Source organism: Coxiella endosymbiont of Ornithodoros amblus, assembly GCF_019425495.1.
Classification (GTDB): domain Bacteria; phylum Pseudomonadota; class Gammaproteobacteria; order Coxiellales; family Coxiellaceae; genus Coxiella.
On sequence record NZ_VFIV01000003.1, the window covers coordinates 1 to 24664 of the forward strand.

A 24664-nucleotide genomic window follows, 5' to 3' on the forward strand; every position below is an offset into this window, starting at 1 on the left:
ATGGCAAAAAGAAAGGTGAGAATAATCGGAAGAATGAAAATAAATATCTGTGTTGGACATACATAGAAGCCGCCCATTTTGCTATTCGTTTTAACGCGGATCTTAAACGTTATTATCAACGGAAGCTAATGTTTCCTTTTTAAGCTTTTTTTAATGTGTCAAGATAATCACGTTTTAATAAAAAATACTGATGCTGATTGTATGAGTCAGCCAATATTTCACAAGTTTATTTCGAAATTATTAAATTCTCCCAATTTTAAATGGGATCATGATTATTATTTTGGCATTATTAAATCGAAGTTATAGAGCGAGCTTTTGAAACGGGTGATCTAAGTCATTGAAATATTTTATCATTGACAAAGAATATCATGTCTATCAGCCTCTTTTTTTACGGATGCCTAAATCCCCCTAATAGAACAGCGTTTCACATTGCAGCTAAATTTAACCAATTGGTAATAGTGAAATATTTAGTTGAAGAAAAAGGACACAACCCAAAGGGGTTGTTGCCTGGCGGACTCGCGCCGCTTCAGGAGACAGCTTGTGGGCCAGCTGGAGTTATTAAATATTTAATTTTTCATCCAGGAATTAGAGGCTGGATGAGGTATGGAGAACTCCATCGTTTTGCTACGCTAATATACTATATTCTACGCTTGTAAGCAAGTAGTAGCGGTTTTAATCGAAGCTGGTGCGAAGGGTTAATAAGGGTGTCCAGCGGAGCAGTCACTGGAATAACTCGAGCTCCGATAAAAACAGCCACAATGAGATTTGGGGCGGCACAAGAGCTGACGCCATTGATGGGAACGGTTAACCGATTATTTTCTCTCAGGGGTGTGAAAAATGAGAAGGATGCGCTAGTTCAACGGAAGATTGTGATCATGCTGTTGAACGTGGCTGCAGACCTGAATCTGAAGCCGCTGCTATGACATTTGATTCAATATCGCGATCTCGAGATCATAACGCAATTGATTCATCACGGCGGATGTGAATCAAAAAGGACCTAACGGAGCTATTGCATAGATGATAGCGTGTCAAAGATGATTTGAGGAGGTTGTTGATCAACTCATTCAAGCAGGTGCTGATGTTAATCTAAGCACTACAAATAGTGGTAATAGTACTTCTTTGTACTTTACATGTAATCGGGAGTCCGTGCGCATGGTGAGAAGTCTCATGAGGGCGGGAGCAAGTCCTAATGCGTCAATAGTGATTTATGTACGCAATAGGTTTTTTGAGGGTAATACGGGAGAGCGTCCTAATTTTTTTTGACTCTGCTTAGAATGGTGAAATGTAAACTAGATGCATTTCAAAATAGACACCACCTGACCTGACTGGTGTGCAGGAAAGACAGTTGGCTAATTTAAGTGAGATTTATGATCTTTTATCACAGTGGGTAATTAAGAATAACCGTGCAGTTAGCAGCACCTAGAAATCCCGATCAAGAAACCATAAATGAATCATCTCACTCTCCGGATAAGCACATGTAAATTTATGTGATGGAGACGAATATATTGAGTGATTTTCACAGGAATGAAACATTAAGGTCGAACACGGCATTGAATAGCCGCGAGTTGGACTTCCTGTTGGGCGAGTTGTTTTAGAAGCGAAGGAGTTAGGTAAAGAACGCGCATGGCGACAGCTCCGCTGTCGAGCTGCAGAATCAAGGTATTGCCCGAGATATTCATCACATGACAATGAGGTACGAGTTCTTTGGGGAGAAAGCGAGCCAGTAGTTTTTCGAGTGTCGCGATTTGATTGGCTTTTTGGGCAATCGTTTTGAGGAGTCCTGTTTCAAAACAGCGACTGATTCGCTTAGGATCCTTGGGTGGTATTTGGTTCATTTTATTAAAGAAATTCCACTTTTTTTTCGAATGATATACAATGCGTCTATGCTTGGCAACATTATCAGGAAAGCTTTCGGTACGCGTAATGAGCGTTTGCTCAAAGGCTATTCCAAAATAGTATCAAGAATTAATGCACTAGAGCTAGAAATCCAGGCCTTTTCCGATGCCGATCTTCGCGCTAAAACCGATGAATTCAAAAAACGCTTAGTCGATGGAGAAGGGCTCGATGCTTTATTGCCAGAAGCGTTTGCGGTGGTTCGGGAAAGCAGCGTTCGCACGCTCGGGCTTCGTCATTTCGACGTCCAAATAATTGGTGGCTTGACTCTCCATGGTGGAAAAATTGCTGAAATGCGTACTGGTGAAGGTAAAACCTTAGGGGCTACGATGCCAGCTTATTTGAACGCATTGATGGGCAAGGGCGTTCACATCGTTACGGTAAATGATTATTTAGCTAAGCGTGATGCTGAATGGATGAAGCCTATTTATGAATTCCTCGGCTTGAAGGTGGGCGTTAACGTGCCTGGAATGGAGCCAGTTGAGAAACAAGTGGCTTACGCGGCTGATATCACTTACGGCACCAATAACGAATTCGGTTTCGATTATTTACGCGATAACATGGTTTTTGATTTGGATCAACGCGTGCAGCGGCCATTGCATTACGCGATCATTGACGAAGTGGATTCAATTTTAATTGATGAAGCTAGAACGCCCTTAATTATTTCAGGACAAGTGGAAGAATCATCGGATCTTTATGTAGAGATAAATAAATTCATCCCTCAATTAAAATTGCAAAAAATGCAAGAGGGGCAAAAAGAAGAGGAAGTTCCCCCTGAAAATCGAGGGGATTATACGCTGGATGAAAAAAATCGGCAGGTTTATTTGACTGAACAAGGGCATCGTACGATCGAAGCGTTAATGATAAAGCAAGGGCTTATGCAGGCCGGAGAAAGTTTATACGATGTCTCTAATATATCGTTGATGCACTATGTTTATGCTGCTTTACGCGCGCACACGCTTTTTTATCGAGACGTTCATTACATTGTAAAAAATAATGAAGTCGTTATTGTAGATGAACATACGGGCCGTTTGATGCCGGGACGCCGTTGGTCGGATGGTTTGCATCAAGCCGTAGAGGCAAAAGAAGCTGCAACTATTCAATTAGAAAATCAGACATTGGCTACTATTACGTTTCAAAACTATTTTCGCCTTTATGAAAAATTATCCGGTATGACTGCCACCGCGGATACCGAAGCCTTCGAGTTGCAAAAGATTTACGGACTGGAAGTGGTTGTCATCCCCACGAATAGGCCCATGATTCGCTGCGATGAACCCGATCAAGTTTACTTAACGGCGGATGCAAAATTCGATGCGATTGTTAATGAAGTCAAGAAACGTCATGAGAAAGGTCAGCCCCTGTTGATTGGCACGGCATCGATTGAAGCATCAGAATTAGTCGCCTGTTTTTTGAAAAAAGCGAATATTAAACATGAAATTCTCAATGCAAAAAATCACGAACGCGAAGCGAAAATTATTGCTGAAGCGGGGCGTCCTGGTGCAGTGACTATCGCCACGAATATGGCGGGTCGAGGAACTGATATTGTTTTGGGTGGTAATTTGGAAGCAGAAGTAAGTGAATTAGATAACCCGACGGAAGAAGAAATTCAAAAACGAAAAGCCGATTGGCAGAAGCGTCACGATGCGGTGATTACAGCCGGTGGTTTGCATGTGCTGGGGACGGAACGTCATGAGTCGCGGCGTATCGATAATCAGCTTCGTGGTCGATCCGGTCGGCAGGGAGATCCCGGTTCCTCGCAATTTTATCTCTCTATGGAAGATAATTTATTGCGTATTTTTGCGGCGGAACGGATGTCTAATATGATGCGTCGCCTCGGTGTGAAAGAAGACAATGTGATTGAACATCCATGGATTACTCGTTCGATTGAAAAGGCTCAATGTCGTGTCGAAGGAATGAATTGTGACATTCGTAAGCAGTTGTTGGAATATGATGACGTTGCCAACGATCAGCGTAAAGTGATTTATCAACAACGTTTCCAGTTACTTCAGATGGATGATATTTCTGAGACGATTGAAGCTATTCGTGAAGAAGCGGTAAGCGAAATGATTAGTTCGTTTGTGCTGCCACAGAGCCTAGAGGAAGAATGGGATATACCCGGGCTAGAAAAGCAAATTCGTGAGGATTTTGGTTTGGCTTTGCCGATTTCGCAATGGCTTGAAAAGGATGAAACGCTTCACGAAGAAACGCTTTATCAACGTATTATTGATGAAATTACTAAAGCTTATAAAGCAAAGGAAGTAAAAACCGATCTCAAGGCCATGCGTGAAGTAGAAAAGATGCTGATGCTGCAATTGTTAGATCATCATTGGAAAGAGCATTTAGCGGCGATGGATCATTTGCGTCAAGGCATTCATTTACGTGGTTATGCTCAAAAAAGTCCTGCACAAGAATATAAACGCGAGTCTTTTGACTTATTGACGCAAATGCTTAGGCAGATTAAATACGAATTAGCGGCGACTTTGTCGAAATTAGAAATCGCAACCGAAGAGCAGGTCGCAGAACAACAGCGTTTATACCAACAGTCTGTGCCGGATCTACAATACCATCATGGAAAAATGATCGCACTACAACCGGAAAAAGAAGAAGCAACCCAACCTTTTGTGCGCTCTCAACCCAAAGTAGGTCGTAACGAATCTTGCCCCTGTGACAGTGGAAAGAAATACAAGCAATGTCACGGAAAATTAAGCTAGTTTCTGTCGCTGTCGGCATTGTCATCAATCCTCAAAATGAAGTTTTGGTTTCGTTGCGTCAAAAGCAAGCAATCCAGGGAAATTTATGGGAATTTCCAGGCGGAAAAATAGAAGTTTTTGAAAATAGTTATCAGGCGCTGTGTCGTGAATTAAAAGAGGAAGTGGATTTGACGGTGATGGCGGCCGAAGCGATTATGAAAGTTCAGCATTGTTGTGACGATTATGAGGTTGCTTTAGAAGCGTGGCGGGTAATTAAATTTGAAGGTGAAGCACGAGGATTAGAAGGACAACGTATTCACTGGATGCCGATTGAAAATATATCCGAGTTGCCTTTCCTCGAAGCGAACCAAAGCATCATCAGCTACCTAACAACATGATATCATTATCCACAAGCCACAGCAATTTCACTTTATGAGTTGTCATCCCTGATTGCGCGGGAATGATGGACTTTATACCCCGTTTAACAATAAATAGCCCGTATGCTAGCGAAGAGGAATACAGGGAAAATACGATTAAAAATTTTATATTATTTCAATTTTTAAATTCGACAGCAGTTTAATTTGAAAGAAATTTCTTGGGCAATTTCCTTCATATTTTTATTGTTGACATTCAGCGGTAGAAAGCGAATAACAAGACGGTGCTTGCCAGCACAAATTTCCGGATAAATATTTTTTCAACAGGTAAAGTTAATTGAATTAATTGGCAAGGCGAAGTGGTATTTAACATTTGTTGATAAAATTCTTGACAAGCGACTATATTTTTTGGCGAGATGCTTTCGCGAATTATTTGTAAAATGGCGCTCACGATAATATTAATTTAGTGGTTCAAATTCTTTGGCCCGATTTTGCAAATCGTTGATGCGATTCCCGCTGGGTTGTTGTAGACATAGCGCATAAGCAGGTGTGGTGAAATTGCAGGGGCCGCGGCGGGATTGTATAGATGAGAACGAATTTGAGTTAAAGAAGCATTTTCACGGAGAGGCTCACCGATTTTGCGCGTTGTATGATGTAAGTGAGCAATGTAACGATCTAATGTGTCTAACAAGCCTTGTAATTTATGATTATCCGCCTCTGGTGAGTGTTTTTAATTGTAAAAGCGTTGATTATTTGTTGAGTCAGAGTTTGTGTTAATTTTGTTTTTAAATCGGGTCGGTCGATCACGTTTAATGCTTTGAGTAAAGCCAGCATGGCTAGATGACTTGCGGCCAGGGCGGGTTCGCTTATATGCTCATGAAGCTGACGAAAAAGATGTTCCAGCCGAAGACAGATTCGCATCGGTTCATTAAGCGGTTGTTCGTAAGTAATCGTTGTTGCGACCATTGCTGGCCTACTTAATAAAGCCCTTGGTGTTTTCATCATAACACATTTTTTGTGGTTATCGTGTCTTGACGAAATGAACGGTGATTTTGAACGGAAAAGGTGGGCTTTGTGGGGCGATAAGGGTTAATATCGAGCCCGCCCCCCGTCGGGTGTAGCGTGCTTGAACGGGGTTAGTTCTCGTGGGCGACATTGTCGCAGGATATCCATAAAAAACGCTCTATACAAGTTTCGTGGAATTCTTCATGATTGCAATAGGAAATAATGTACTTTAGAAGTCGGGCATGATCGATTTTAGGTCCTGCATAATGAATCTCGATACTGCCCCAGTCGGGCTGTCCCGTAACCGGGCAATTGGATTTAAGGAGATGGGAATAGAGAGTTTCGGCAATTATTTCTTGGGCGGTCGATAGTAAGTTTGGATCGGGGGTATAAGCGTCAATGGTTATATCTAAGTCGTCCAGAAGGCTTTCCTTTGAGGAATAGGTCGCTGGTATCTCGGTTTCGTGCAAGATGAAATTAACCGTGACAGATTCGTTGACGCGTTTGCTAAGATTGCGTTTCACGGTTTCCCAAACGGCGGCTCTGCGTCGGTAAAACGTTCGTTGTTAAACGAATTCAAATACAGTTTAAATGATTTAGATTCAATTAAATGGGATGAAGTGGTAGGAATTATAAATTCACCGCTGTTGGCGGCAAAAGGTTTCCCTTTTTCATTTAACCAAGACAGTTCATAAGCATTCCATAGGTCATAACTATAAAAAGGCAGTGGATCGCTAACGTTAAACGTTTTTCGATTTAGCGCCTTTGGGATAGGCAATAATAAATGAGTGGCGTATTTCTTAGGATACGCCGTTGTTCTTCCAAGTTCGGATTTTGCGTGTAAGACTCGTAAAGTGTTCATTGCTAGCCTTATGGTGTGGTTTGTGTTTGTGCGATTTGCAAATACTTACAGTGTAGCTGAAAAACTGCTTTGTGCAAGACAGGGATCGTCTGATCATTAACAATGACGTCATCGGCGATAGCGAGCCGTTTTTCTCGTCGGTTCTGTGATTTTAGGATAAGTTGAATTTGTTGATCAGAAAGTTGATCGCGCGATTTTGTACGTTGTATTTGCAGCGTTTTTGGCGCATCCACTACCAAGATTCGATCAATAAAATCGACCGACTGCGACGCCTCGGCAAGTAAAGGGATCGCTAAAATACAATAAGGCACTTTTATTTTTTTAAGTTGGATTTTCATTTTCTCAATGATAATCGGGTGTAATAAATGCTCAAGCCATTGTCGATCGTTAGGATTTTCAAAAATCAGTTCTCGTAATTTAGTGCGATTTAAAAATTTTCCCTTAGTAAGTACTACATTTCCAAAATAATTGACAATTTGTTTAAATGCCTCCTGATCAGGTTTTGTTATTTCATGAACGATTTGATCAGCGTCGATGACAGGAGCGCCTAATTCTGCAAAGTAGCTGGCAACGGTGCTTTTCCCGCTTCCAATACCACCAGTTAATCCAATCCGTAACATGGCACCTCCTTTATAAATAAGAAATTAATTTGTGTATTAGAACCGGACTCTATAAAAAAGCTGATCCAGCCCGCTACAGCAATTAATACACTTAGGTAAGTAGTAATTCAGCCAGCCTTTGAGCTTATCTGATAATGAGTCACAATAGCCACCGATAAAATGGCGCAGAGTAATTCAAGTATAAGATAAAGCGGCGACATTTTTTCATGACAATAAGCGCAGCGACCGCGCAAGGTTAAGTAGTTTATTAACAGCAGGTTATAGAGAATTTTTAGAATTTTTTTGGATCGGGGCATTGGAAGCACGGGGTTGCTAAATTAAATTTTTGTTTGGGTTCGACAGGTAAATTAAGGTATTCCTGACGTTCTCGGCGCCAACGCGCGGCGAGCAAGGTAGGATGGCAGACGATGAGTACGTTAAGAAAACTGCAAACGATCAATCCGATGACGGCGATTGCAAGGATCGCTATATAAAAATGAAATTATAAAAAAGAAATAATCTGCATTTCTGTTTTTCGCTTGAAAGTTGCTCCTAAAGAAGAGCGGAGCCAATTCGCAATACGAATAAATACATAGCGACAATTAGTCCGCCGATTAATAATGCTAATACTATCATGATAGCTAGTTCCAGGCACTCGCTGAGCGATCGTAACGCTCATCTATTTCTTCCTGATAAATAGCGGCCACTTTATTCAACATTTCATTGGATGTTCCGGAATTTTCATCGATGTGAATAAGCTGGATTGCCTGGTGGGAAAAAGCAGTAGCGTTCAATGATGCTGCTAAAGGAGACGCCTTTGCTAATCAAACAAGTCAGTTTGTCCATGGCTGTCTTAAAGCGTGGTTATGGATTAGAGGTGATTAACACTTTATAATCTGAATGTTTTTTGAATACATAAAAACAAATAGAAAAAGGAAAAAGCTAAAAAAAAATAAGTAGTCCATAAACGCGCACGCTGTGGACGAGATTGATGATCACTTGAGTGAAGCATGGCAGTTGCGAATCAAATTCAGAAAAAGTATTTTTCAATTACAGGATGACGAACTCCAATAAAACAATGGTAATACCTATGACAATTAAAAGAACGGTTAAGAGATAGCGGATTAATTTTTAAATTTTCTTCTTAAAAATAAAAAACCTTCTTCATAATGAATTGATAATTTTAATAATTCGCCAAGATTCCCACTTTTCTCACCGGCATGAATTATTTCCCGGTGAATAGTATGGAAATAGAAGAGGTAAATTTTTAATGTCTTAGAAAGGCTTAGATCGTTTTTAATTTTTCTCCAAATGGTTAAGATTAACTGGCGCAGTTGGCCTGAATGAAATCCTCCCGGCAATAAAGCATGTGCTTGAGCGAGCGGGGGTTCAGAATTTATCAATAAATTTAGTTGACAAAAAAGGTCCAAAATATTTTTTGATCTTACCCTATTTTTCTAGTATTTAAGCATAGTTATTTTCAGATTGAATCACCCGGTAAATTTCGTTGAGGTTTGTAATACCCGATTTTTTTATTCAAAGCTGCCTGCCACAAAGTTTGCATACCCTCTTGTTGGCGTAGGAATTAGTTTCTTGCGCCGATCGTTTTTGTAAAATAAGTTCGATAATGGAAGGAGTAATAGGCAGAATTTCATAGATTCTCATACGCCACTGGTATCTGTTTAATAAAAGGGGTAAGAAATCTTCATTGCTTGGCAATGAACGCAAAGCTGTCTAAGCAGTCGCTGAGAAAGAACGAGCTTTAACACTTAAGGTTGAACGGCTCGATTCCCATATCGATTAATCGTGTAATGCATTTGACGACGCTATTAGTATGTAAGATCGATAAGACTAAATGACCTGTATGTGCAGCGTGAACAGAAACGGAAGCAGTTTCAAAGTCGCGAATTGCGCCCACCGATGATAACATCGGGATCTTGTCGTAAAAAAGCGAGTAATATAGCGGCGAAATTAAGTATTGTATTTCAATGGGATCTTCTACGGTAGAGATATTTTCTTGAGTTGAGTTAAGCTGATTAAGCGCGGCATAAAATGAAACCGTTTTTCCACTCTGTGGGTCCTGTGACAAGAATCAAATCTTGGGGTTTTTGATTTTTTCATGATGAGTTGCTTCGGTTTTTCTTATAAATCCAACTCTTCAAATTTTAATAAATGATGAACTGGGTTCAGTAAACGGATGAAGATTTTTCCCCGAATAAAGTCGGACAGCTACTAAGTCGGCAGTCACGTTTAAGATTGGTAAATGTTATAAAATGAAAGCACCCATCCTGCGGAAAGCGCTTTTCAGAAATATCCAATGCAGCTAGTACTTTTAACCGGCTGCTCATTGCCGATGATTGTGTATTCAGTAAGGGAGTAGTATGTAGAACACAATCGATACTCATTCATTCGGCAATGTTGTTGCATCGGTTCAAAGTGAATATCTGACGATTCTTGATAGATGGCGTTCGTGAGCACTTGATTTACCAACTCAACAATCTGAAGATTCGCCTCGTGAAGCTGTCTCGTAAATTTGATGACTCGCGAAATTATTTATTAACGCAGCGAATGATTTATAGGGAGAAAAAAAATTTTGTATTGTTTATTAGTCTGAAATTGGAGTTATTCGATTAAGCGAAAATATAGTGGATCGCTAATAGCTAGTTTAGGTGATTTTACTGCAGGGGGGGGGAATGAAAGCATAGTGCATTAAATATTTCCGTGGTATTTCATGAAAAAGTGATGGGTTCAATTGTTGAATCTCTAAGTTAATTGCTTCTAAAGCAAGGTAAGTTGCGTAGACTTCTGCTATTTTTTTCTGAGGATGCTATTTTTTTGGGTAACTAAATAGTACAGAAACGGTGATTGTGCCTCCGCCACCTATTCAATAGCACTGGCAATTTGGCTGTTAGTTAACGCATTTGTCTGCAATAAAAGATGAGCGAGGCCCTTGACTTAGTTTACATAACCAGCTGCCACGTCTCCGCCGCTGGAGACCAAAGTCAACTCTTCGCGTTCAGGGGTCGGTGTTAAGATGTAATTGTCTTTCGCTTCAATCCCATATTTTATTTGAGGTGTGATTGTGATTACACCATTTTGAATTTCGATGGCATCGACCAATCCTGTTCCACTCCCCGATGGTGTAGCAGGAGGAACGCCATTATCGCCCGCTGAGCATTCTGAAAGGTCGTTTGTCATTTGGTAATACTCTTCGACCGCTAGTTTGTAAGGCGTCGTGGCCTGGACGACTTCTTTAAAAAACGAGCCCGCCGAGTGTAGGTATGATAAGAAGAAATCGCGATTATAATCAAAATACCAATGATAGCAATCACGATTAGTAATTCCATTAATGTGAATCCCGCCGTTCGATTTCTCTGCATAATAACTTCCCCAAAAACGAGATATCTTTAATTAGGCGAAGGAGAATAAAGTTGCAATACAGGGTTTTGATGATTGCGGTATCCGCCAACTTGACCTCCTGCTCCGCTTACGTGATGATAAGCATCACACCGGCCGGTGTAGCTCAGGTGGTAGAGCAACTGATTCGTAATCAGTAGGTCCGCAGTTCGAGTCTGCGCGCCGGCATTCGAAAGCGCCAGTCAAGATGAGTTGTTTGATGTGGATGTAAAAAGTGCGCATCAAAGTCCAGCTTTAAAAATTTAAATTGTCATTTAAGGGTTAAACAATCAAAAATGGATAAAGAAAAAAACTTTTTTTGAGGATCTCGACTCAATATCATAGATATAGAAGAGAATCCGTTTGAATGAGTAGACATCCTGCTTTTGATGCAAGCGGTTATGTTCGCCTCGGAGAAATGGTGAACCATCATTTAAAGCCGTTAAAAGTGAATCTGAAAACCCGTCAAAGCCTGGAACTTTGATGGATTTTTTTAAAATCATCAGATTTCAGCCTGCAGATTGGGCTGAGCTTGCGAAGCCCAACGGCTAAAATACCCGGTAGGCTTGGATTTTATGCCAGAATTAAAACTCTTGGATGAAAACATTATTAGTGCTTTTGAAGCGACTGAATAAGCTTGGTACAATGATACCTTATCAACTATTATCGACTGTGCCCCCATCTATTTTAGTGAGTCAGCCATCGGTAACGCGTTAAAGGATGTAATCAAGGTAGGTGATGTGGTGCGCGAAGAATTGTGGAATAGCGACAACGCGTCTGAAGATGTAGAATCCGCTTGTAAAAAAACGTTAAACGATTTACAACTGGATTATTTAGATTTGTATTTAATAACGTTGGCTGGTGACGTAAAAATATTCGGTGGGTTATAAAATCCCTGAAAATGGAGATGCTTTTATTCCATTAGGCAAATTGCCTATTACTTCTACTTGGAAAAGTATGGAAAATTTAGTCGGGCAAGGATTAACAAAGTCCATTGGTGTTTCTAACTTTTCGATTAGCCGAATCGAAGAATTAAGTAAGCATCATTTAAAACTACAGTTAATCAGGTCGAAAGTCATCTTTTTTAGCGAAAAATGAGCTATTAAATTTTTATTGAAAAAATAATATTATTATGACTGCTTATTCACCATTCGGCTCAACCGATCGTCCGGAAACGTGCAAAGCTAAAGATGAACCTTCTTTATTCGAAAATCCAGTAATAAATGCGATTGCCAAAGCGCGAGCCACACCGACAGACTGTTGTTGGCCGCCCGAGAGTTCATCGGAATAACGCTGTGCAAATTTTTGAGGATCTAAATGCACCATTTCGAGCAATTCGGCAGCACGTTGGATGCACTTAGCTTTCGTATAATGCAGCAGTTTTAACAAGATAGTCACATTTTTTCCAATTGTTATATGAGTGAATAATTCGATTTTCTGAAACACATAGCTGATGGAGCGACGCAGTTCGCTCAGGTTATATTCCCTAACATCTTTTCCTTCAATTTTAATTGTTCCCGAGGTGGTTCGATAAGTCGATTGATCATTTTCATGAGAGTGGTCTTAGAATTTCCTAAAGAACCAAGAAAAATAAGGGTTTCAGCATCTTTGGCTTCAAAGGAAACCGAATCAACAGTGGGAAATTTGACCGAGCGGTAGAATTTTGTAATGCGGTCGAGCGTGATGATAATGCTATTGTAACGGATGGAGCGGATTGTAAACAGACTCTAAATTTTAATAATTAAATTTTCACCCCAATAAATCGCACCTAAAATAATAGCGGATTTTTTAGCGCCGGTGACGCGGGGTAAATTGCCGGGTTTTTTTCTAAGGTTTGTTTAGCGAGCCAAGCGAAACAAACGGCTTCAAGCCAATCGGGATGAACACCGATTTCTTTTGTCGTGCTAACCGCAGTGGTTTGCATAATACTTTTAAACGATTAACCAAATGATGATTGCGTTCTCCACTGCCGCATAACCACAGACTTCCCGAATCCATAGAAAAATTTCGACAGTTATTGGCAACGCTTCTTGCCGTTAATTCAACGAGCGTTGCTTGAATATCGACGGGGTCGAATTTTTCGCCATTCAAATTTTTTTTAAGCCAATTAAGGTTAAAATATTCGCGACCGGTGTTTTTGTGGCGGGGTTTGAAAATAAGGGTCTGCTAACAATTGCACTACTAATTTTTCTTGCACACGTCCATTCGCAGCCCACTGCCATTAATCATCGTAATCTTTATTTAAATTCATTAAGCACCAGGCGTCCAACAAAGTGTTTCCTGGCCCCGTGTCAAAACTAATGGTAGATTTTCCAGGGTCGCGTGGAAGTAAAGGTGAGATTGGCAATACCGCCAATATTCAAAATCAACCGGTTTTCGCTTTGATCGTGTAAAAGAAATTCATGAAAAGAAGGCGTTAACGGCGCTCCTTGCCCACTTAAAGCCGTATCGCGACGTCGAAAATCGGCTACTATCGTAATGCCAGTGAGGGCAGAAATGGTGTTAGGGTCGCCGATTTGGAGAGTAAAATGATGTTTCCCTTTGGGCATGTGTCGAATTGTCTGCCCGTGACTGGGCAATGGCCTGAATGGAATCTGAGGAGACCTTCGCTTTTTTAACAGCTTTAAGACAGCTTTTCCAAAAAGTCGTCCCAAGGCAACGTCGGTTTCTCCCATGCTGAGAATGGAATTATCGGTGCCAGTGGATAAAGCAACAAGGTTTTTTAATTCCGTCGGGATAGGTTCCCCATGCGTTGCAATGATTTTCAATGGATCGAATTGAACGAGAGCGGTATCAAGCGCATCTATGCTCGTGCCGGAAATAAGGCCGATATACCGTTCTTTTGGCACCCGGTTAACTCGGATGTTTCATTTTCATGTTATTCGCCGCTAATTTATTGTATTGATGGAGATGCAATTGAGCTAACAACTGTCTAACTTCTTTGTGAAAACGGTTTTTATAATCGCGCGGAATGGATTGGTCGGTAGGCAGTTTTATAGCTAACCAATCTTTGGCTTTACCATCGATGAAAAATCCAAAATGAAGGTGAGGACCGGTTGCCCAGCCGGATTCACCCACGTATCCGATGATTTGCCCTTTATGCACCCACTGGCAGCGTTTAATTTTCGCAAAACGTGATAGATGCCCATACAGCGCCAAATAATCATGTCCATAACTAATTTTAACGGTCCTTCCATAGCCGCCATCTCGTCCAATAAAAGCGACATGCCCTTCGCCGATGGACTTGACTGGCGCTCCGAAACGTGCCGCAAAATCGACCCCCAAGTGAGGGCGTATTTTATGTAAGATAGGGTCTAAACGATGATAGGTAAAACGACTGCTGATGCGAGTGTAATGTAATGGTGCATGTAAGAAGCGTGCTTCAATTCCACGACCGTCCGGCGTGTAATAAGCCGTATGTGCAATCGGATAAGTGTAGCGAACAGCTGGATAGGTTTTACCACGATGGCGGAATTCTGCGGCAATGATATCGCCATCGCGATACTTTTTCCCGTTGGCGTATTCAACTTGATACAAAAATTCAAAACGATCACTGCAGTGAATATCACGTGAAAAATTAATTTGCCCTCCGAAAATCGATTGAAGTTCTTTTTGCATTCGATAGGTCAGACCGGCTTTTTTGGCATCTTGATTTAGAGAATGATGTATGGTTACGGATTTGTAACCTAGTGCGGTGCTAATTGATTTTTGGTCTATTTGGCTGATGAAGCGATTGTTCTCGTGTTTAATGCTCAAGGTGTTGGTGGATGAGAGGGGATATTTGAGTGCAACCAATTGGTGGGGCGGTTTGATTTGAAAATAGAGCGTTTGATTAGGATGAAGAGTAGCCAACAATTTACATTGTTTAGCTAGTTGAACTAAATCTTTTTGGTTAATCTTTAGACAATTAAAAATAGCCGCTAAAGTATACCCCTTTTTAATAATTATTTTTTTCCAATCCGAATTAGAGTTGTTTATATTTTTTGCAATAGTTATTGAGTGAGGTTCATTGAGCGTTAGTTGTTTCGTTTTCGGGGAGGCATAAGCGTAAAGTAAACCGGCGATGGTGATGAAAAGTAGCGGAATGACAGTAAAAATTACGATTTTTGATTTCCAAGCTTTCATGAGGTTCCCTTTGGTTTACCAGAAGTTGCAGTTCCAATTCTGAATCATACCACGTAACATAAAAGCACGGAATAAAATACTCCAAATTATGACTAGGAATTTAATTTAATGATTTCGTCACAGAAAGCTTTCGAAGAAATTAAACGAGGGGCTGTTGAAATTGTTCATGAGGATGAATTGATTTCCCGATTAGCGGAAGAAAAGCCACTTCGAATTAAATTGGGGTTTGACCCCACCGCTCCCGATATTCATTTTGGCCATACAGTGGTACTGAATAAATTGCGTCAATTTCAAACTTTGGAGCACGAGGTGATTTTTTTAATCGGCGATTTCACTGCGATGATCGGTGACCCGACAGGAAAAAATATCACGCGCCAACCGCTCACGCGTGAGGTTGTGATGGAGAATATCAAAACTTACGAAACGCAAGTCTTTCGGATTTTAAATCCTGATAAAACGCAAGTTACCTCTAATTCTACCTGGATAAATAAATTAAAAGCCGATGATTTAGTGCGATTAGCTGCAACTTATACGGTGGCGCGCATGTTGGAACGCGATGATTTTAATAAACGTTACCTGTCGAAGCAACCGATTGCTATTCATGAATTTTTGTATCCCTTATTACAAGGCTACGATTCGGTGGCTTTGCGGGCGGATGTTGAGTTAGGCGGCACGGATCAAAAATTTAATTTATTAGTCGGGCGTGAATTGCAAAAACACTTTGGCCAAAGACCGCAATGCGTATTAACCGTTCCTTTATTGGAAGGGCTAGATGGGATTCAAAAAATGTCGAAATCATTAAATAATTATATCGGTATCACCGAACCACCCGAGGAAATGTATGGAAAAGTGATGTCAATATCGGATGAATTGATGTGGCGTTATTATGAATTATTAAGTTTTCGACCGATGCGAGAAATTAACCGATGGCGCGAAGAAGTGTTGGAAGGAAGAAATCCGCGTGATATAAAAATCCTATTAGCCGAGGAATTAGTGACGCGCTTTCACAGTAAAGAAGCCGCAAAAAAAGCGCATCAACATTTTGTTGACCGGTTTAAACGTCATGAATTACCGACTGATCTTGATGAAATTGAATTAACGGCTGAAAATACTAATTTAAAGATAGGCTACATTTTGCAACGCGCCGGATTAGTGAACAACACTTCGGAGGGATTACGAATGATTGCACAGGGAGCTGTGCGTATTGATGGTGAACGTGTTGAAGATGTTAAATTAGCTATCCCTCGAGGTGAAAGCCATCTTTTTCAAGTGGGAAAGCGGCGGTTTGCGAAAGTGAAGGTAATTTAACACAACCCGAACCTGCCCTGCCCGGACGGTTAAATTCATTAGAAGGCGCTTTCAGTGGCTAGCGGTCCATTGAGTTGTGGTAGAATTCTTCCATAAGGTTGCATGAGGAGTCATCGCTAAAAGGTATGTTGTCATCAATACCAAGCTCATGAAAAGCGGACCCATTTTTTTGATTTATACTTACATCCCTTTGCCTCCGTCATCGAACCTGTAAAGCCATTAGGCAATTATCTAAGTATTATTTGGCCAAACTAATCTGCTGGCGATCGCCTATTTGTAATGTAAGAAATATCTGATCAAAAAATTTTAATTTATTGATTTTTATATTAAAAATATGTGTAGTATGCTATAGTTGAATTTGAGAACTGTTTTTCAAGGAAGCTATTGTTATCCAACGTACACTAGGATATTATTCCAAGCCCAGCTATAGAGTTCTTGCTCCCCACTGGGGTTAAGGGAAAGCACGCGATAATTGTTGACATTGCTTGCGGGACGCGTAGAATGGTTATCCATTTCATAATGGAAATGTGGAATTGCTCTTTAAAAATTTAGCAGCAAACGGAAGCAGTTTGTGTGGGTACTGTGCAAGTCGTTGAATCACCAAGATTTACGACACACAGCCTGCTAACTGCAGTGTTTTGTGTCGAGCCTTTTTTATACCCTTTTTGTTAAGGGTATAAAATCTGATATTTAATTGAAGAGTTTGATTCTGGCTCAGATTGAACGCTAGCGGCATGCTTAACACATGCAAGTCGAACGGCAGCGTTGGGAGCTTGCTCCCTGGCGGCGAGTGGCGGACGGGTGAGTAATGCGTAGGAATCTACCTTGTAGTGGGGGATAACCTGAGGAAACTCGGGCTAATACCGCATGGCAGAAGACAGATGCCTTCTATCTTCTGAAAGTGGGGGATCTTCGGACCTCGCGCTATAAGATGAGCCTACGTCGGATTAGCTTGTTGGTGGGGTAATGGCTTACCAAGGCGACGATCCGTAGCTGGTCTGAGAGGATGGCCAGCCACACTGGGACTGAGACACGGCCCAGACTCCTACGGGAGGCAGCAGTGGGGAATATTGGACAATGGGGGAAACCCTGATCCAGCAATGCCGCGTGTGTGAAGAAGGCCTTCGGGTTGTAAAGCACTTTCGGTGGGGAAGAAATTCTCAAGGGTAATATCCTTGGGCGTTGACGTTACCCACAGAAGAAGCACTGGCTAACTCTGTGCCAGCAGCCGCGGTAATACAGAGAGTGCAAGCGTTAATCGGAATCACTGGGCGTAAAGCGCGCGTAGGTGGATATTTAAGTCGGATGTGAAAGCCCCGGGCTTAACCTAGGAATTGCACCCGATACTGGGTATCTTGAGTATGGTAGAGGGAAGTGGAATTTCCAGTGTAGCGGTGAAATGCGTAGATATTGGAAAGAACACCAGTGGCGAAGGCGACTTCCTGGACCAATACTGACACTGAGGCGCGAAAGCGTGGGGAGCAAACAGGATTAGAGACCCTGGTAGTCCACGCCGTCAACGATGAGAACTAGCTGTTGGGAAGTTTACTTCTTAGTAGCGAAGCTAACGCGTTAAGTTCTCCGCCTGGGGAGTACGGCCGCAAGGTTAAAACTCAAAGAAATTGACGGGGGCCCGCACAAGCGGTGGAGCATGTGGTTTAATTCGATGCAACGCGAAAAACCTTACCTACCCTTGACATCCTCGGAACTTGTCAGAGATGATTTGGTGCCTTCGGGAACCGAGTGACAGGTGCTGCATGGCTGTCGTCAGCTCGTGTCGTGAGATGTTGGGTTAAGTCCCGTAACGAGCGCAACCCTCGTCCTTAGTTGCCAGCGAGTCATGTCGGGAACTCTAAGGAGACTGCCGGCGATAAACCGGAGGAAGGTGGGGATGATGTCAAGTCATCATGGCCCTTACGGGTAGGGCTACACACGTGCTACAATGGGCAGTACAAAGGGTTGCCAAGCCGCGAGGTGGAGCTAATCCCAGAAAACTGCTCGTAGTCCGGATTGGAGTCTGCAACTCGACTCCATGAAGTTGGAATCGCTAGTAATCGCGAATCAGCATGTCGCGGTGAATACGTTCTCGGGCCTTGTACACACCGCCCGTCACACCATGGGAGTGAATTGTACCAGAAGCGGGTAGGCTAACCTTTGGGAGGCCGCTCACCACGGTATGAGTCATGACTGGGGTGAAGTCGTAACAAGGTAGCCGTAGGGGAACCTGCGGCTGGATCACCTCCTTACTTTTAGTGATTCAAACTTGTACCGGTATCCACCCAAACTGCTTTCAACGCTAGAAGACAGAGGACAGAATCACGGTTAAAAGGGGTCTGTAGCTCAGTTGGTTAGAGCGCACTCCTGATAAGGGTGAGGCCGGAAGTTCAAATCTTCCCAGACCCACCACTTAATAATCAATCTGTCCTCTATCTTTTGTCCTCTGTTAGGGGGCCATAGCTCAGTTGGGAGAGCATCTGCCTTGCAAGCAGAGGGTCGGCGGTTCGACTCCGCCTGGCTCCACCAAACTTTAAGATTAACCGCTTCCAAAACTTATATTTCTGGCATCAAGAAACTTGTGGCAAGGAATTAACACAGGTTTGCTGATGCGTGAAACTTGCACGCTGCTCTTTAACAATTTGGTGAAAAGTAAAGGCGCCATTTAGGTATTCTATGTCGTTATTGACATGGTAACCCTGGAATCACTTAGGGTTGCATGGTCAAGTGAATAAGCGCATATGGTGGATGCCTTGGCAGTAAGAGGCGACGAAGGACGTAGTAGCCTGCGATAAGCTTCGGGGAGCTGGCAAACAAGCAATGATCCGGAGATTTCCGAATGGGGAAACCCAACCTTTCGGGGTTATCGTGCACTGAATCCATAGGTGTACGAAGCGAACCTGGGGAACTGAAACATCTAAGTACCCAGAGGAAAAGAAATCAATCGAGATTCCGTCAGTAGCGGCGAGCGAAAGCGGAACAGCCCAGTTGCTAAATCATTATTTGTTCTAGCAGAATGTTCTGGAAAGTTCAGCCATAGCGGGTGATAGTCCCGTACGCGAAAGAGTAAATAATGTGGGTAACGATGAGAGTAGGTCGGGACACGTGGAATCTTGACTGAACATGGGGGGACCATCCTCCAAGGCTAAATACTCCTTACTGACCGATAGCGAACCAGTACCGTGAGGGAAAGGTGAAAAGAACCCCGACGAGGGGAGTGAAATAGAACCTGAAACCGTATGCGTACAAGCAGTAGGAGCATTTCTTTGGAAGTGTGACTGCGTACCTTTTGTATAATGGGTCAGCGACTTACTTGTTGTAGCGAGCTTAACCATCTAGGGGAGGCGCAGGGAAACCGAGTCCGAAATGGGCGTTTAGTTGCAACGAGTAGACCCGAAACCGAGCGATCTATCTATGGCCAGGGTGAAAGTCAGGTAACACTGACTGGAGGCCCGAACCCACTAATGTTGAAAAATTAGGGGATGAGCTGTAGATAGGAGTGAAAGGCTAATCAAGCTCGGAGATAGCTGGTTCTCCTCGAAAGCTATTTAGGTAGCGTCTCGTGTATGACTCTTGGGGGTAGAGCACTGTTTCAGCTAGGGGGCCATCCCGGCCTACCAAACTGAGGCAAACTCCGAATACCAAGAAGTTTTAGCACGGGAGACACACTGCGGGTGATAAGGTCCGTGGTGGAAAGGGAAACAGCCCAGATCGCCAGCTAAGGTCCCAAAATCACAGTTAAGTGGAAAACGATGTGGGAAGGCTCAGACAGCCAGGAGGTTGGCTTAGAAGCAGCCATCCTTTAAAGAAAGCGTAATAGCTCACTGGTCGAGTCATCCTGCGCGGAAGATTTAACGGGGCTCAAATTGTGTACCGAAGCTGCGACATCAGAAGACAGAAAACAGATGACAGGGGACAGAAACGTGAGAAAGAAATAGCTAGCTTTGAAGACTTAGTAGTTTTTCAGAAAGCGTATAACTTCTCTTTGAAAATTCATAGATTAAGTTTAAATATGCCTAAAGAAGACGAATATGGGTTAGCGGATCAAATTCGTCGAGCAAGCAAATAGCAAATCGATTTGCGCAAATATCGGAGAATGATTTGGAAAACAAGTTGTCTCAAAGCTGAATTTAAGCGATTTATTTTAATTGCAATGGGTTCAATCGATGAAATCGAGTCTGGTTGAGATTTTGATTTAGGGTATCTAAACAGAACAAAATTGGATGAACCTTCGTAATGGTTATCAAGATATTGGGAACATGTTAATAAGAATTACACAAAAGTTGGAGTTCATTTTCATCTTTCTGTCCTCAGTCTTCTGTCCTCTGTCTTCTGATGGGTAGAGGAGCGTTCTGTAAGCCTGTGAAGGTGAATCGAGAGGTTTGCTGGAGGTATCAGAAGTGCGAATGCTGACATAAGTAACGATAATGTGGGTGAAAAACCCATACGCCGAAAGTCTAAGGTTTCCTGCGCAACGTTAATCGGCGCAGGGTGAGTCGGCCCCTAAGACGAGGCAGAAATGCGTAGTCGATGGGAAACGGGTTAATATTCCCGTACTTTACAATGCTGCGATGGGAGGACGGAGAAGGCTAGGTCAGCCACCCGATGGTTGTGGTGGTTTAAGTGTGTAGGAAGAGTTGTTTGGCAAATCCGGGAACTCAATTCCGAGGCATGATGACGAAGTACGAACTTGTTCGTGCAAAGTGATTGATGCCATGCTTCCAGGAAAAGTCCCTAAGCTTCAGGGATTGTAAAACCGTACTATAAACCGACACAGGTGGACGGGTAGAGAATACCAAGGCGTTTGAGAGAACTTGGGTGAAGGAACTAGGCAAAATGGCACCGTAACTTCGGGAGAAGGTGCGCCCTTGGTAAGTGAAGGTCCTTGCGACTGGACCTGAAAAGGGTTGCAGATACCAGGTGGCTGCGACTGTTTACTAAAAACACAGCACTCTGCAAACTCGTAAGAGGACGTATAGGGTGTGACGCCTGCCCGGTGCCGGAAGGTTAAGTAATGGGGTTAGCCGTTGGGCGAAGCTCTTGATCGAAGCCCCGGTGAACGGCGGCCGTAACTATAAATTAACCGTTGTAGTTACGTAAATAAACTTGGCTATATGCTGGAAACTCCGAGTATCCTCCAGTACTCATCTCAACTAAAATTGAGGTAGTAAAAATCTGCGAGGTGCGGACAATCAGCAGGAAAGATTCTTAGTAATTTTTGGAGTATCATCAGGTGGACGGGTAGAGAATACCCATGAAACTTGATGTAAAGAAAATTCCTCCTAAAATAGGTCATTATTTTGCTAGCTTTGCTGATGGGGAAGGAAGTTTTAATATTTCCTTTTGAAGATGCAATGATTATAAAATCCTGTGGAAAGTTTGGTTGTGTTTTAATATTTCACAACGAGATAAGTAATTTTGTCTTTTATTGAAAAGACATTTAAACTGCGGGACTATGCGGTAGCGAAATGATGGTGTTTCGTAATTGGGAATTGAGAAAATTCTTGAAATACGTAATGAAATAAATGATGGTAGAAAAAGAAAATATTCGGACGAAAAAATACTTTCATTAATCCCAAACTAAGAAAATCCTCAGAGACTACACGCCGAGCACAAATGCAAAAAGTCTAATGCATGTGTGATGATATAGTCCGATCTCTATAGCGATATAGAGGGCTTCAATAAAATTTAGATTAAAAGGAGCCTATTAATCATAGCCATAGCTTTGTGATTAATATAACATTAGAACGGTCCTAAGGTTTCGTGACTCGTTGCCTTAGTAAAATTTGGCTATATGCTGGAAAATCCGGTGTATCCTCCGGTACTCATCGGTAAATGTTAATTTACTGAAAGTGAAAATTTGTGAGGTGCGGACAATCAGCAGGAAAGACTAATTTTTTTGATTAGAATCCTCAGAGACTAATACGCCAGACATCTGATAAATTTCGGATGAAGATAGAGTCCCATCTGCATGGCGACATGCAGGAAAGGTAAGTTTCACCTAACTTGCTTTTGGTTTAATTATTATGATTAAACTTAAGATTATAAGCGAAATTCCTTGTCGGGTAAGTTCCGACCTGCACGAATGGCGTAACGATAGCCACACTGTCTCCACCCAAGACTCAGTGAAATTGAAATCGCTGTGAAGATGCAGCGTACCCGCGGCTAGACGGATAGACCCCGTGAACCTTTACTACAGCTTTATACTGAACGTTGAATATGCCTGTGTAGGATAGGTGGGAGGCTTTGAAGCTGGAGCGCTAGCTCCAGTGGAGCCAATCTTGAAATACCACCCTGGCGTGTTTGAGGTTCTAACCCTGTCCTGTAATCCGGGTCGGGAACAGTGTATGGTGGGTAGTTTGACTGGGGCGGTCTCCTCCAAAAGAGTAACGGAGGAGTACAAAGGTACTCTCAGCACGGTCGGAAATCGTGCATTGTGTGCAAAGGCATAAGGGTGCTTGACTGCGAGACTGACAAGTCGAGCAGGTACGAAAGTAGGTCTTAGTGATCCGGTGGTCCTTTATGGAAGGGCCATCGCTCAACGGATAAAAGGTACTCCGGGGATAACAGGCTGATACCACCCAAGAGTTCATATCGACGGTGGTGTTTGGCACCTTAATTTACATCGGGGTGCTACAGAAGTAATTCTGTACCAAAAATTCGGCTTATAACGGTGAACCCGTCAGTAATAAATTGCTATGGTCTCATATCTCAATTAATTACCCGGCAACACCGTGGGAAGTCTAGCGTCTAGACAACATGCCGTTTTGGTGGGAAGCTTGCTAGATAGGTGATGCCACGCTTCAAACAAGATTCAAGGCTTGAAGTAAATCATTCCTATCAAAGTAAGATTTGCGTAATTGGAAATATAAAAATTTTCAGTCGTATCTCTTAACTCCACCAAAAACCAGACAAGGCACTGGTAGGCAAGTTGCGTATCGATTTACCACACTGAAGTCTTCCTGTTTTTACAAACTATTATGAATGGTTTTACAAAAATAGAATACCATCTGATTTAATTTTTAAATCCAATGATATTAGTAGTGTGGTTTATGGACGATACCTCATGAAGTAGAAATACACTTTATTTAAATACTCAGCAGTTCAGTAAATCTGAACAGCAGACATTGAGTGAAAAATTAAGTGAGCAATTTGGAATTAAAAGCAGTCTAAATTGCGACAAAGAATATATCGTCTTTATATTAGCGCGAAAAGTGTTCCTCGTATGGTTCAGCTTCTCGAAGAACATGTTTTTCTGCGCTTTCGATATAAATTAGCGTTATGACCCTGTAACGACTGACCCGAAAGGGGAGACTATTCGCGCATTTATTCGAATGGTAATACGCCGACTCCTGTTTGTCTTAATTAGACTATGACTCAGAAGAGTCTAAGGTTAATGACAGGATGAAGATATAGTCTGCGCTATACGAAAGTATGGAATTATTATGCGATGTCGGCTCATCACATCCTGGGGCTGTAGCCGGTCCCAAGGGTATGGCTGTTCGCCATTTAAAGTGGTACGTGAGCTGGGTTTAGAACGTCGTGAGACAGTTCGGTCCCTATCTGCCGTGGGCGTTGGAGATTTGAGAGGAGCTGCTCCTAGTACGAGAGGACCGGAGTGGACGTACCTCTGGTGTTCCGGTTGTCACGCCAGTGGCATTGCCGGGTAGCTAAGTACGGACGGGATAACCGCTGAAAGCATCTAAGCGGGAAGCCCCCCTCAAGATAAGATCTCCCGGACCTTTAAGGTCCCTAAAGATTCGTTGAAGACGACAACGTTGATAGGCAGGGTGTGGAAGCTCAGTAATGAGTGAAGCTAACCTGTACTAATTAATCGTGCGGCTTGACTATGTAACCCTAAGTGGTTTCTATTGTCTTTACTAATTTTCACTAGTTTCCTGGCGGCCATGGCGAGCGGGCCCCACCTGATTCCATTCCGAACTCAGAAGTGAAAACGCTTAGCGCCGATGATAGTGTGGGTTTCCCATGCGAAAGTAGGTCACCGCCAGGTTTTATATTAAAAACCCCCTGTTGCTATAAAAAGTGACAGGGGTTTTTTCTTTAGTTTAAGAGTATTTTTAAGGTTTCCTGGTTATAATCTCTAGTGCAAAAATACGAATAGTGGAATTTTGTATAAGAATTGATGAAATAAATGAAGAAGCAGAGCTATTCTCAAAAATTGAAGTGGAGTTAAACCCTCTCTATGACGTAGCAGACTAATTTTCTGGAGGTGTAGATATACAAGGTCATAAATTTTAATATTCGACCTATGAGAATCCAGGGAAGCTTTACCAACAGGCGTGCAACTTATCAATTTATCTTTTATTTGTAAACAGATAAAAGCATGGATAGTGCCACTTTGCTTTTCAATTTATCTTTGTTAAATATAAAATTGGTTATATTTTGAATGTCTACCTA

12 protein-coding genes, 3 tRNA genes, 3 rRNA genes and 9 pseudogenes are annotated in these 24664 nt (G+C 42.2%); 12 read left to right on the forward strand and 15 right to left on the reverse strand.

What is annotated here, in order from left to right; genetic code table 11:
* Nucleotides 1-368 precede the first annotated feature (368 nt).
* On the forward strand, nt 369-656 hold the full coding sequence (locus FIV31_RS00855; RefSeq protein WP_280123485.1) for an ankyrin repeat domain-containing protein: 288 nt from the start codon (nt 369-371) through the stop codon (nt 654-656).
* A gap of 876 nt (nt 657-1532) precedes the next feature.
* Here FIV31_RS00855 and FIV31_RS00860 read toward each other — a convergent pair.
* Nucleotides 1533-1876: pseudogene (locus FIV31_RS00860) on the reverse strand (DciA family protein).
* Between the two features lie 7 nt (nt 1877-1883).
* Between FIV31_RS00860 and secA the strand changes: the two are divergent.
* Both secA and FIV31_RS00870 read left to right on the forward strand, forming a co-directional pair.
* Nucleotides 1884-4604 carry a preprotein translocase subunit SecA gene (gene secA / locus FIV31_RS00865; protein WP_280123486.1) on the forward strand — a complete coding sequence of 907 codons (2721 nt, stop codon included), beginning with the start codon at nt 1884-1886 and terminating at the stop codon, nt 4602-4604.
* Complete coding sequence (locus FIV31_RS00870) at nt 4583-4981, forward strand: NUDIX domain-containing protein (protein WP_280123487.1); 399 nt, start codon at nt 4583-4585, stop codon at nt 4979-4981. The genes secA and FIV31_RS00870 overlap by 22 nt, the downstream gene beginning before the upstream one ends.
* 232 nt (nt 4982-5213) lie before the next feature.
* Here FIV31_RS00870 and zapD (FIV31_RS00875) read toward each other — a convergent pair.
* From zapD (FIV31_RS00875) to FIV31_RS00915, 9 genes and pseudogenes are all read right to left on the reverse strand, one after another.
* Nucleotides 5214-5648, reverse strand: a pseudogene (gene zapD / locus FIV31_RS00875) (cell division protein ZapD).
* Nucleotides 5642-5962 (reverse strand): cell division protein ZapD, encoded by a 321-nt coding sequence (zapD, locus tag FIV31_RS00880; RefSeq protein WP_280123488.1) that lies wholly within the window; start codon nt 5960-5962, stop codon nt 5642-5644. The pseudogene zapD (FIV31_RS00875) and the gene zapD (FIV31_RS00880) overlap by 7 nt, the downstream one beginning before the upstream one ends.
* A pseudogene (gene queF, locus FIV31_RS00885) lies at nt 5959-6824 on the reverse strand (NADPH-dependent 7-cyano-7-deazaguanine reductase QueF). The gene zapD (FIV31_RS00880) and the pseudogene queF overlap by 4 nt, the downstream one beginning before the upstream one ends.
* A gap of 8 nt (nt 6825-6832) precedes the next feature.
* A complete protein-coding gene (gene coaE / locus FIV31_RS00890; RefSeq protein ID WP_280123489.1) occupies nt 6833-7444 on the reverse strand; it encodes a dephospho-CoA kinase in 612 nt (203 codons plus the stop codon).
* Nucleotides 7445-7538: 94 nt separating this feature from the next.
* Nucleotides 7539-7913 (reverse strand): annotated as a pseudogene (locus FIV31_RS00895) (prepilin peptidase); the annotation flags it as partial.
* A gap of 62 nt (nt 7914-7975) precedes the next feature.
* Nucleotides 7976-8856: pseudogene (locus FIV31_RS08300) on the reverse strand (type II secretion system F family protein).
* Nucleotides 8857-9185: 329 nt separating this feature from the next.
* Nucleotides 9186-9512, reverse strand: a complete 327-nt coding sequence (locus FIV31_RS08305; protein WP_425278250.1) for an ATPase, T2SS/T4P/T4SS family — start codon at nt 9510-9512, stop codon at nt 9186-9188.
* A gap of 97 nt (nt 9513-9609) precedes the next feature.
* The gene (locus FIV31_RS08795; RefSeq protein WP_482765909.1) at nt 9610-9828 is read right to left on the reverse strand and encodes an ATPase, T2SS/T4P/T4SS family; all 219 of its coding nucleotides are present in this window, start codon (nt 9826-9828) and stop codon (nt 9610-9612) included.
* Between the two features lie 550 nt (nt 9829-10378).
* Nucleotides 10379-10803 (reverse strand): annotated as a pseudogene (locus FIV31_RS00915) (pilin).
* Nucleotides 10804-10935: 132 nt separating this feature from the next.
* Here FIV31_RS00915 and FIV31_RS00920 point away from each other — a divergent pair.
* From FIV31_RS00920 to FIV31_RS00930, 3 genes are all read left to right on the forward strand, one after another.
* Nucleotides 10936-11008 (forward strand) — tRNA-Thr (locus tag FIV31_RS00920).
* Between the two features lie 512 nt (nt 11009-11520).
* Entirely contained in the window at nt 11521-11709 is a 189-nt protein-coding gene (locus FIV31_RS00925) for a hypothetical protein (RefSeq protein WP_280123503.1), read from the forward strand.
* Complete coding sequence (locus tag FIV31_RS00930) at nt 11699-11917, forward strand: aldo/keto reductase (RefSeq protein WP_280123492.1); 219 nt, start codon at nt 11699-11701, stop codon at nt 11915-11917. Before FIV31_RS00925 ends, FIV31_RS00930 begins: the two co-directional genes overlap by 11 nt.
* A 132-nt stretch (nt 11918-12049) precedes the next feature.
* Here FIV31_RS00930 and FIV31_RS00935 read toward each other — a convergent pair.
* The 5 genes and pseudogenes from FIV31_RS00935 to FIV31_RS00945 all read right to left on the reverse strand — a co-directional run.
* A pseudogene (locus tag FIV31_RS00935) lies at nt 12050-12507 on the reverse strand (ATP-binding cassette domain-containing protein); the annotation flags it as partial.
* Between the two features lie 80 nt (nt 12508-12587).
* Nucleotides 12588-12910 (reverse strand): annotated as a pseudogene (locus FIV31_RS08310) (anhydro-N-acetylmuramic acid kinase).
* 130 nt (nt 12911-13040) lie between these two features.
* Complete coding sequence (locus tag FIV31_RS08315; protein ID WP_425278251.1) at nt 13041-13175, reverse strand: anhydro-N-acetylmuramic acid kinase; 135 nt, start codon at nt 13173-13175, stop codon at nt 13041-13043.
* The gene (locus tag FIV31_RS08320) at nt 13117-13668 is read right to left on the reverse strand and encodes an anhydro-N-acetylmuramic acid kinase (protein ID WP_425278252.1); all 552 of its coding nucleotides are present in this window, start codon (nt 13666-13668) and stop codon (nt 13117-13119) included. Before FIV31_RS08320 ends, FIV31_RS08315 begins: the two co-directional genes overlap by 59 nt.
* A 4-nt stretch (nt 13669-13672) precedes the next feature.
* A pseudogene (locus FIV31_RS00945) lies at nt 13673-15029 on the reverse strand (peptidoglycan DD-metalloendopeptidase family protein).
* A 23-nt stretch (nt 15030-15052) separates the two neighbouring features.
* Here FIV31_RS00945 and tyrS point away from each other — a divergent pair.
* The 6 genes from tyrS to rrf all read left to right on the forward strand — a co-directional run bounded on the left by tyrS (nt 15053) and on the right by rrf (nt 24257).
* Nucleotides 15053-16252 carry a tyrosine--tRNA ligase gene (gene tyrS / locus FIV31_RS00950; RefSeq protein ID WP_280123493.1) on the forward strand — a complete coding sequence of 400 codons (1200 nt, stop codon included), beginning with the start codon at nt 15053-15055 and terminating at the stop codon, nt 16250-16252.
* 691 nt (nt 16253-16943) lie between these two features.
* Nucleotides 16944-18498, forward strand: a 16S ribosomal RNA gene (locus FIV31_RS00955).
* Nucleotides 18499-18581: 83 nt separating this feature from the next.
* A tRNA-Ile gene (locus FIV31_RS00960) sits at nt 18582-18658 on the forward strand.
* A gap of 41 nt (nt 18659-18699) precedes the next feature.
* Nucleotides 18700-18775, forward strand: a tRNA-Ala gene (locus FIV31_RS00965).
* Between the two features lie 192 nt (nt 18776-18967).
* A 23S ribosomal RNA gene (locus FIV31_RS00970) occupies nt 18968-24097 on the forward strand.
* A 46-nt stretch (nt 24098-24143) separates the two neighbouring features.
* Nucleotides 24144-24257, forward strand: a 5S ribosomal RNA gene (rrf, locus tag FIV31_RS00975).
* Together the 16S, 23S and 5S rRNA genes with 2 tRNA genes alongside form the textbook arrangement of a ribosomal RNA operon.
* The last annotated feature ends 407 nt before the right edge of the window (nt 24258-24664 follow it).